12 protein-coding genes are annotated in these 8,256 nt (G+C 67.1%); 3 read left to right on the top strand and 9 right to left on the bottom strand.

The genetic code is table 11. The features are described 5' to 3' along the window. Together ACE3P6_RS02935 and ACE3P6_RS02930 are read left to right on the top strand one after the other, a co-directional pair. Positions 1-1,273, top strand: a 1,273-nt coding sequence (locus ACE3P6_RS02935; RefSeq protein WP_374391471.1) for a class I adenylate-forming enzyme family protein, incomplete at its 5' end; no start/stop codon positions are given. Then, entirely contained in the window at positions 1,273-2,697 is a 1,425-nt protein-coding gene (locus ACE3P6_RS02930; RefSeq protein ID WP_374391470.1) for an amidase, read from the top strand. The genes ACE3P6_RS02935 and ACE3P6_RS02930, both read left to right, overlap by 1 nt. Here the strand turns inward: ACE3P6_RS02930 and ACE3P6_RS02925 are convergent. Next, positions 2,694-3,299, bottom strand: coding sequence for a TetR/AcrR family transcriptional regulator (locus tag ACE3P6_RS02925; protein ID WP_374391469.1), 606 nt, complete (start codon positions 3,297-3,299; stop codon positions 2,694-2,696). The genes ACE3P6_RS02930 and ACE3P6_RS02925 overlap by 4 nt on opposite strands. Positions 3,300-3,593: 294 nt before the next feature. On the opposite strand from ACE3P6_RS02925, the gene ACE3P6_RS02920 reads away from it, so the two are divergent. After that, a complete protein-coding gene (locus ACE3P6_RS02920) occupies positions 3,594-4,088 on the top strand; it encodes a MaoC/PaaZ C-terminal domain-containing protein (RefSeq protein ID WP_374391467.1) in 495 nt (164 codons plus the stop codon). A 135-nt stretch (positions 4,089-4,223) separates the two neighbouring features. On the opposite strand, the gene terL is transcribed toward ACE3P6_RS02920, so the two are convergent. The 8 genes from terL to ACE3P6_RS02880 form a co-directional block, all read right to left on the bottom strand. Then, complete coding sequence (terL, locus tag ACE3P6_RS02915; protein WP_374391466.1) at positions 4,224-5,348, bottom strand: phage terminase large subunit; 1,125 nt, start codon at positions 5,346-5,348, stop codon at positions 4,224-4,226. Positions 5,349-5,447: 99 nt separating this feature from the next. Beyond that, a complete protein-coding gene (locus ACE3P6_RS02910; protein ID WP_374391465.1) occupies positions 5,448-5,669 on the bottom strand; it encodes a hypothetical protein in 222 nt (73 codons plus the stop codon). Next, entirely contained in the window at positions 5,653-5,943 is a 291-nt protein-coding gene (locus tag ACE3P6_RS02905; protein ID WP_374391464.1) for a hypothetical protein, read from the bottom strand. Before ACE3P6_RS02905 ends, ACE3P6_RS02910 begins: the two co-directional genes overlap by 17 nt. Then, positions 5,940-6,152 (bottom strand): hypothetical protein, encoded by a 213-nt coding sequence (locus ACE3P6_RS02900; protein WP_374391463.1) that lies wholly within the window; start codon positions 6,150-6,152, stop codon positions 5,940-5,942. Before ACE3P6_RS02900 ends, ACE3P6_RS02905 begins: the two co-directional genes overlap by 4 nt. Beyond that, positions 6,149-6,403, bottom strand: a complete 255-nt coding sequence (locus ACE3P6_RS02895) for a hypothetical protein (RefSeq protein ID WP_374391461.1) — start codon at positions 6,401-6,403, stop codon at positions 6,149-6,151. Before ACE3P6_RS02895 ends, ACE3P6_RS02900 begins: the two co-directional genes overlap by 4 nt. After that, positions 6,400-6,780 (bottom strand): hypothetical protein, encoded by a 381-nt coding sequence (locus ACE3P6_RS02890; RefSeq protein WP_374391460.1) that lies wholly within the window; start codon positions 6,778-6,780, stop codon positions 6,400-6,402. The genes ACE3P6_RS02895 and ACE3P6_RS02890 overlap by 4 nt, the downstream gene beginning before the upstream one ends. Continuing rightward, the gene (locus ACE3P6_RS02885) at positions 6,777-7,343 is read right to left on the bottom strand and encodes a MarR family transcriptional regulator (RefSeq protein WP_374391459.1); all 567 of its coding nucleotides are present in this window, start codon (positions 7,341-7,343) and stop codon (positions 6,777-6,779) included. Before ACE3P6_RS02885 ends, ACE3P6_RS02890 begins: the two co-directional genes overlap by 4 nt. Before the next feature lie 2 nt (positions 7,344-7,345). After that, the gene (locus ACE3P6_RS02880; protein ID WP_374391458.1) at positions 7,346-8,113 is read right to left on the bottom strand and encodes an AAA family ATPase; all 768 of its coding nucleotides are present in this window, start codon (positions 8,111-8,113) and stop codon (positions 7,346-7,348) included. Positions 8,114-8,256: the final 143 nt, after the last annotated feature.

Here is an 8,256-nt window from a genome sequence, read left to right as displayed (position 1 = left end):
GATCGCCGAGGACCAGGAGCAGGTCGACAAGCTGCTGTCGATCCGCGCCGCGGTGCCGCGCCTGGCGACGATCGTCTACGACGACCCGCGCGGGATGCGCAACTACGCCGAGCCCGGCCTCGCCAGCCTCGCCGACCTGCAGGCGCGGGGCCGCGAACTCGCGGCGCGCGAGCCCGACCGTTTCGAGCGCGAGGTCGCGCAGGGCAAGGGCGGCGACGTCGCGGTGATGCTCTACACCTCCGGCACCACCGGCACGCCCAAGGCCATCGTCCTGGATCACGCCGCGCAGGTCGCCGCACCGCGGGCGCTGGCGGAAATGTGGGGGATCGGCAGCGGCGACACCACGCTGGTCGCGCTGCCGCTCGGCTATCTCTACGGCCTGTCCACCGCGGCGGCGGCGGGGCTGCAGACGGGCGGCAGGGTGGTGATCATGCGCCGGTTCCATCCCCGCGACGTGCTGGAGGCGATGGTCGAGCACCGAGTCACCGTCTTTCACGGCGTGCCGACGATGTTCTCGATGATGCTGGAATATTGCGAACAGCGGGACCTGACGTTCGATCTGTCGCATGTCAGGGTGATGATCGCCGCCGGGGCGCCCCTGCCGCCCGAGATGCGGCAGCGCTTCACCGCGCGCTTCGGCTCGGATTTGCAGAACTACTACGCGATGACCGAAAGCACGCCAGTCTTTGGCCGCCTTGCCGGCGATCCCCGCCCGCTGGCCGCCAACGCCGTTGGCCGCGCCGCTCCGGGGCTGAAGGTGCGGATCGTCCGTCCCGACGGCAGCGATTGCGCCGAGGGCGAAGAGGGCGAGATCCTCGTGCGCGCCGCCGCCACGATGAAACGCTACATGAAGGCGCCGGAGCAGACCGAGGCGGCCTTCGTGGGTGGCCTGTTCCGCACCGGCGATCTGGGCCACCGCGATGCGGACGGGAACTATTTCGTCACCGGGCGGATCAAGGACATCATCATCCGCGGCGGCGCGAATATCTCGCCTTCGGAAGTCGAGGACGCGCTGGCCACCCATCCGGCAGTGCAGGATGCCGCCGTGATCGGCGCGCCGGACAGGATCTTCGGCGAGGTGCCGGTGGCCTTCGTCGTGCTGCGCCCCGGTGCCGAAGTCACCACCGAAAACCTGGAAGAACACGCAGCGCGGACGCTTTCCGATTTCAAGGTTCCCCGCAGGTATCTGTTCGAGACGGCGTTGCCGCTGGGCAAGACCGGCAAAGTGGACAAGGCTGCGCTGGCGCGGCGGCTGGGCGGAGCGACGGGGTGATGCGGGCCGATGAATACAAGAGCCGCGACGGGCTGGCGCTGGCCGCACTGGTCCACAAGGGCGAGGTGACGCCAGCCGAACTCCTCGACTGCGCGCTGCAGATCGCCGAGGCGCGCAATCCGCCGCTGAACGCGCTTTGTCACCTGCGCCCCGAGGCGGCGATGGCGGCGGCGCGGGCGGCCACGCCGAAGGGCAGGTTCGGCGGCCTGCCGTTCCTTCTGAAGGACTCCGGCCTCGGCTCTACCTTCCTGCCGTCCTCGGTCGGCTCGCGGCTGTTCGCCGGCATGACCTCGGCGGTGGACGCCACCTTGCAGACCCGCTTCCTGGCGGACGGCTTCCTGCCCTTCGGCCGCACCACCGTGCCGGAATTCTGCATGGCGCCGACGACCGAGGCCGTGCAGAACGGCGGCCCGACCCGCAACCCCTGGGACCGCGACCGGTCAAGCGGCGGGTCCAGCGGCGGGGCGGCGGTGGCGGTGGCCACCGGCATCGTTCCGATCGCGCATGGCAGCGACGGCGGCGGGTCGATCCGCATCCCGGCCGCCTGCTGCGGGGTCTACGGGCTGAAACCGTCGCGCGGGCTGGTGCCGCACGGGCCGCTGCGCGGCGAGGGCTGGGGCGGGCTGGCGGTCGACGGCGTGCTGACCCGCACGGTGCGCGACAGCGCCGCCGCGCTGGACGGCATCGCCGGAATGGAACCCGGCCAGCCCTACGCCGCGCCGGAACGCCCGCCATCATACCTCGCGCGGCTGGACCTGCCCTTCGACCGCCCGCTGCGCATCGCCTGCTGGACCGAGGCCTGGGAGGGCATCGCGATCGCGCCCGAGTGCATCGCCGCGGTCCGGGCCGCGGCCGGCCTGCTGACCGGTCTCGGCCACGAAGTCGTCGACACCCCGCCGCCGGCTCTGAAATACGACGCCTTCATCGGCGCGATCATCGACGTGATGAGCGCCAGCGTCGCCCTGACGGTGAACGGCTTCCTGCGGCAGAAGCCAGTGGCCCACCTGTCCGTCCTTCTGGAACCGGCGATCCTCGACGCCTATACCCGCGGCCAGCGGCTGGGGGCCGAGGCCTATGCGCTGGCGATCAACCGCTTTCATGCCATCGGTCGCACGATGGCCGACCACATGGCGGCGTTCGACATCGTGCTGACCCCGACCCTGACCCAGCTTCCGGCGAAGCTGGGCACGATCGGCATGGACGGTGATTTCGAAAGCTTCCGCCGCAAGGCTGGCCGCTACACCGCCTTCCTGGCCATCATCAACGCCTCGGGCCAGCCCGCGGCCAGCCTGCCGCTGTACTGGACCGACGCGGGCTTGCCGGTCGGCGTGCAGATCATCGGCCGCTTCGGCGCCGAAGATACGCTGCTGCGCCTCTCGGCCCAGCTTGAGGCGGCCGCGCCCTGGATCGGCCGTTACATCTAGCGCAGGCAGCCCGACAGCGCGATGTCGGTGAAATGGTCGGCGATGGTGGCGGCCGGCAGGCCCTTGCCGGGCTTGAACCACGCATGGGCCTGGTTGCACATGCCGATGATGCCGCTGGTGACGATGGCCGGCGGAATGTCCTTGAACAGGCCCGCGGCCACGCCCTTGGCATAGGTGTCGCGGAAATTGCGGTCGAAGTCGCGCTTGCGCTCGATCACGCTGGCCTGCTGCGCCTCGGTCAGTTCGGACTGGTCGCGGAAGTAGATCGCGGTCCATTCCGTCCGGTCCATCACGTTCAGCGCATGTTGCCGGATCAGCGCGGCCAGCTTCCGGTCGGGCGGAATGTCCTGGTCCATGATCGCCTTCATGTCCGCCCACCACGCCTGGTGGATGCGGTTAAAGATCTCCCACAGCACCTGGTTCTTGTTCTTGAAGTAGTAGTAGACGACCGACTTGGTGTAGCCGAGGCTCGAGGCGATGTCGTCGATCGTCACCGCGCGGATCCCGCGTTCCGCGAACAGCCGGGCGGCGGCGGCGATGATTTCGTCCTGCACATAGGCCTGCTTGCGGGCCTTCAGTTCTTCGCGGAGATTCGTGTTCATATCGCTCCTGCCGATGTGGAAACCGGTCCATCGTGCCGCAGGATACACAAAGGGACCCCGCCATTCGTCAGATTTCTTCCCGTCTGATACGGATATTTTGACCGAAGAGTCAACGCCCCCCCGACACCACTGAAGAAATCATGCCCGTTTCTTGCATCCGCCGGCGGATTGGTCCTTGACCATACTGACTTAATGGTCGAAATTTATTCTTAATGGTATTATTGTAATCTTATCGGTATGAAGGCTAGGTTTTTTCCGGCCATCTTGCCGGTCGGACAAGGAACGGAGGAACGGATGGACGTAGGGAAGTCACTTGACCGCGCGGGGCTCGGGGTGGGGCCGAATGCGCTCTACTTCGACGAATTCGAGGCCGGACAAAGCTGGACCACGCCGCGCCGCACCATAAGCGAAGCCGACATCGTCATGTTCGCGGGCCTCACCGGCGATTACAATCCCGTCCATACCGACGAGGAATTCGCCAGAAGCACCCCCTTCGGCACCCGTATCCTGCACGGGCCGGCGGTCTTTGCCATCGCCACCGGACTGGAGTTCCGCCTCGGCATCAAGGAAGGCACCGCCATCGCCTTCCTGGGCATGACCTGGGACCTGAAAGCGCCGGTCAAGATCGGCGATACGATCCATGTCTTCCAGCGCGTGGATGCGGTGCGCCCGACCAAGAACCCGCGCAGGGGCATCGTCACCTTCTGGGTCGAGGTGCGCAACCAGAACGGAGAGGTCTGCCAGCAGGGCGAATGGAAGGTCATGTTCCATTCGAAACCGGCAGCCTGAGAGGACGAGCATACGTCGCTTACCAAAGTTCGTTTGCCAGCAACGCCCTAAGCTGGGAGAAGACCGACATGACCGACACCGGACCGTTCGGGATTCGAACTTCAAGGTCCGATCGGCACTGGACCGCCCACCCCGTCACAGGCATCGCGGAGAGATTACGCGGGACCGACTGCGGTACGCAGGATTGTGGCGACTGACCTGGTAGCGATGCCCGAAGAACCAGATCGCCTGCGACAGGGCGTCGACCTGGTCGTCATTCGCACCGTTGGGGAAGGCCTGGAGTTCCGCGAGAAAGGCTGCGAGCCAATCCGCCTGTTCGGGCAGGAAGACCCTGCTTGCCTCGATCGGGACCATGGCGAGATCCATCCGGACCGACTTCGCGTGCTGGGGTTTGAAGATCTGAACGACGCGTGCCCTTTCCTCGCGCGGGTAGTAATCCCAAAGCTCCTCGGCGAGGGCTCGCCCGTTCGATGCAAATTCGATGAGGAAGAAGTCTGCCTGGAACGCGATCTTCGCATCCAGTGCCCGTTTTCGCAGTTCCGGAAAGGGCCAATGACCTCTCTGGCTGCGCGCCAGATAGATGCGGCCATCGCTGATCTGCCAGAATTGGATCACCGAGTATGAGCCGGAGTCCGAGCCCGAGGCGGCATCGATACTGAGAAAGCGCGTGTCCCTTGTCGTGGGCAGCGTCCTGAACCGCTGGAAGAGACTGATGTCGATCACCCCTCCGCCGGGGGGCAGCGGACGCTGCTGGTACTGGGCGCTGTAGGCCGCATTCCCCATCGCCCGGCGGCGTTGGTCGAGGTAGACCCTGTCCAACAACCCGGGATGAAGGAGGTCGCCCTTGGTGAACATGTGGACTGCGCCAGGGCCGACCGTGACCTCGATGGCCTCCTCGGCAATTGCCGGCAGCGACAGGAGGGTCCAGTCCTCGATTTCCTGCAGACGCGCAGACGGGTCGTTGACCGCAAGGCGCTGCATGACGAGGACCATGACTCCCGTCGCGCCCTTGTTGAACCGCCCCATCAGGACGTCGACGATCCAGTCATTGACCTTTGCGCATGCAAGCTCACTCTGGGCATCGGAGGCGTCGAGCGGGTCATCAAGGATGATGATGTCGGCCCCCTGGCCGGTGATCCGGCTTTCGACCGAGAAGGCCTTGCGCTGGCCACCCCGGCTCGTCCGGAAGACGAGCGCGGTATCCTTATCCGCCGCCGGCGACATCGTCGGGAACGCTGCCCGGTACCAGTCGGACTCCACCACCTTGCGGAAAGCGGCGTGGTGTTCCTCGGCGAGGTCGAGCCCATGCGAGACGACGAAGCTCTTCCGCGTCGGGTCGTGACTGAGAAGGAAGGCGGGCTAGGCGACAGAGACGATCATCGACTTGAGGGTCCGGGGCGGCACGTTGATCATGGCGCGCCGCGTCTCCCCTCGCATGACCTGATCGAGAAGCTCAACGATCGCCTCGACGTGCCAGTTGTGCAGGTAGGCTGTCCCCGGGTTGAGCGTCGCGAAGACCTTCCTGACGAAGGACAGCAGGTCCTGCCGCAGGAGGGCGTGGATGTCAGAACTCGCCGTCATCCGACCCCTCCGTCTTTCCCGGTTCCTGGCCGCCGAGACGGCGCCGGACGTAGTCCTCCAGCAGCTTAAGGTCCTCCTCGCTCGGCGGCAGGGAGGGGTCCTCTCCCGCAAATCGCTCCGGGAAGTACCGGTTGATCTGCCGCATGAGTTCGCTGACCGCCTTACAGTCGCCGCTCAGTGCCTGCTGGACCACGAGACGGATCGCCTCGCGCGCTTCGCTGTCGTCCTGCGGCACCGGGATGTTGGTGCCGAAACTCTTCATCTTGCGGGTCATGCCCGTTCTCCTTCGGTGTGGGGGATGAGGTTCGGGGGCGCGTAGGTCCCCGGGTAGATCGGCGCGACGCCGAGGATGGCGAGCAGCATGGCCATCGCCTCCACCTCGTCGAGGGTTACGAGCGTCGCGCCGCGGAGGCCGGAGCGGTCGACCTTGCCGATGCCGCGTCGCGCCCTGACGGTGAGTTCTGCGATGGTGAGGCGGTTCATTGCAGCACCCCGGCACGGTTCGCCTGGACAACGTCCGCGGCGATGCTGCGCATCAGATCGAGCACGTCCTCGACCGACACCGCGGCCTGCACCGACCGGATGCCGATGATGTTGCCGGTCGCGACGATCACCGCTTCCAGGTAGTCCTGATCGGCGCGGGCCTGTTCCACCAGCGCCCGGATGATCGCCTTTCGCCTCGCGGTCGAGATGTCCTCCGGCGCGGGCCCTTCGCATCGGGTCGCACGTCTCATCCTTTGCCTCCTTCGGGTTCGGTGACGGGGTTCAGCGGGCAGCGCCGGCAGGCTTCCCATTGGCGCATCCGCTCGACGTTCGAGATCGACATCGGCGCAGCCGCGTGGGCGCGGCACTCCTCGGCCGGGATGCCGCGGCGCAGGTGCGGGCAGAGCACCCGGTCCCGGAGCGCCTTGACGATCGCGGCGCCGTGCTTGCGCTCGACGAGGTCGAGGCTCCGCGCCGGATAGGTGCCGGCGAGCAGCATCGACACGGACGGCCGCGCCATGCCGCAGTCGCGCGCGATCTCCGACACCGGCCGCCCCTTGGCCCGCTCTGCCTTCAGAAGACCCAGCCATTCCGGTTCGGGCATGTCGATGGGAAGCCGGGGCGTCATGCCGCCCTCCCGTTGAAATCGTGGATCGCGCAGCGCTTGCGGCTGACCACGGGCGCCACCGGCCCGGTGTCCCGCACGAGGCTGTAGACGGCAAAGCCATTCGAACCCGGGGCGGTGCCGGGCCTGCGGCGCGCGGCACGGGCGAGATAGCCGGCGCGGGACAGCGCGTTGACGAAGCGGCGCAGGTTCTCCTCCACGTCGCCGTCGCCCTCGCGGGCCACCGCCGTGGTGAGGTCGGCCACGGTGAAGGTGCGAGTGATCCGCATGGCGTTCCAGGCGCGCTGCCGTATCGTGGTGCGCTTCGGAAGGCGGAGCGCACGCGTCGGGCCGGTCACGCCGGTCTCGATCGTGACGCCCTCGTCGCGGGCGCGCCGCCCCGCACCGGTCAGCCGAAAGCAGCCGCGCTCCACGCGTTCGACGTATCCGCGCGCGATCAGCAGGGCCGCAGCCTGGCTGACCTGCCCGCGACCGAGTCCGAGGTCCTCCGCAATGTCGCCGATCAGAAGGCAGGCATCGCCGAGGCCGTGAAGGATGCGGGTCTGGATGGTCATGTCCGGGTTCATCGTCAGCGCACCGGGACCGCGATCGGCTGGCCCGACTTGCGGTCGTTGATGAGATGCTGGCCGGCCATTTCCCGCGCCGTGAGGCCCTCGGGCGCTGCTGGCGGATTGCGATGGCCGAAGCGCTCGATGGAGCGGATCGCCTCGAGGAGCTCGCGGTTGAACCCGCCGGTCGCTCGGTGGACGAAGGATGCCAGGCACTTGGCCACCGGCACGTCGCACTTGGCGGCGAGGAACTCCTCGACGTCCGCCAGATCGGCAGGCTCGAAGCGGACGTAGCGGCTGATCCGCGAGGCGGTCTGGGGATGACGGGTGAGATTGTCACGGATCCGTCCCATCCCGACCAGGATGATCGGCACCTCGGCCAGGTCGGCGAGGTCGCGGATCGCATCGACAAGCTTCGAGTGGCGCGAGACATAGTCGGCCTCGTCGATGACAACGGCGAACTGCGCTCCCGTGGCCCGCGCAAGCCCCATCCGTGCCCGGAGCGTCGCGATGCAGGCGCGGAACCGTGCCTCATGCCCATGCGGCGGCGTGACCGCGGCCTCGGCCAGCAGTTCGGCCATCATCCAGTAGGGCGTCCATTCCACCTTGGCGCGCAGGTAAAGGCAGCTCTCCTGCGTTGCCCAGCGCGCGAGAATGGTGGTCTTGCCGAGGCCCGGCAGGCCATCCACGACCACCAGGCGGCACTCTTCCGACCCGCGCGCATCGAGCGCGTCCATGCCTTCCATGAAGCGATGGTAGTTCCGGGTTTCCACAAAGGTCGGTCTCATGTAGTCTCTCCTTGCTGCTCGTCAGTTTCAGGCGGCGGACCTGAGCAAAGCGTCCAACTCGTCCAGGTCCACGCCTGATATCCTCAACAATTCCCGCCCGTTCCGGCGCGACATCACTTCGCGCAGCACATGCGCGCGGCCCT

Source organism: Tabrizicola sp., from assembly GCF_041911175.1.
Lineage (GTDB): Bacteria > Pseudomonadota > Alphaproteobacteria > Rhodobacterales > Rhodobacteraceae > Tabrizicola.
This window is presented reverse-complemented; position numbering and strand designations above follow the sequence as displayed.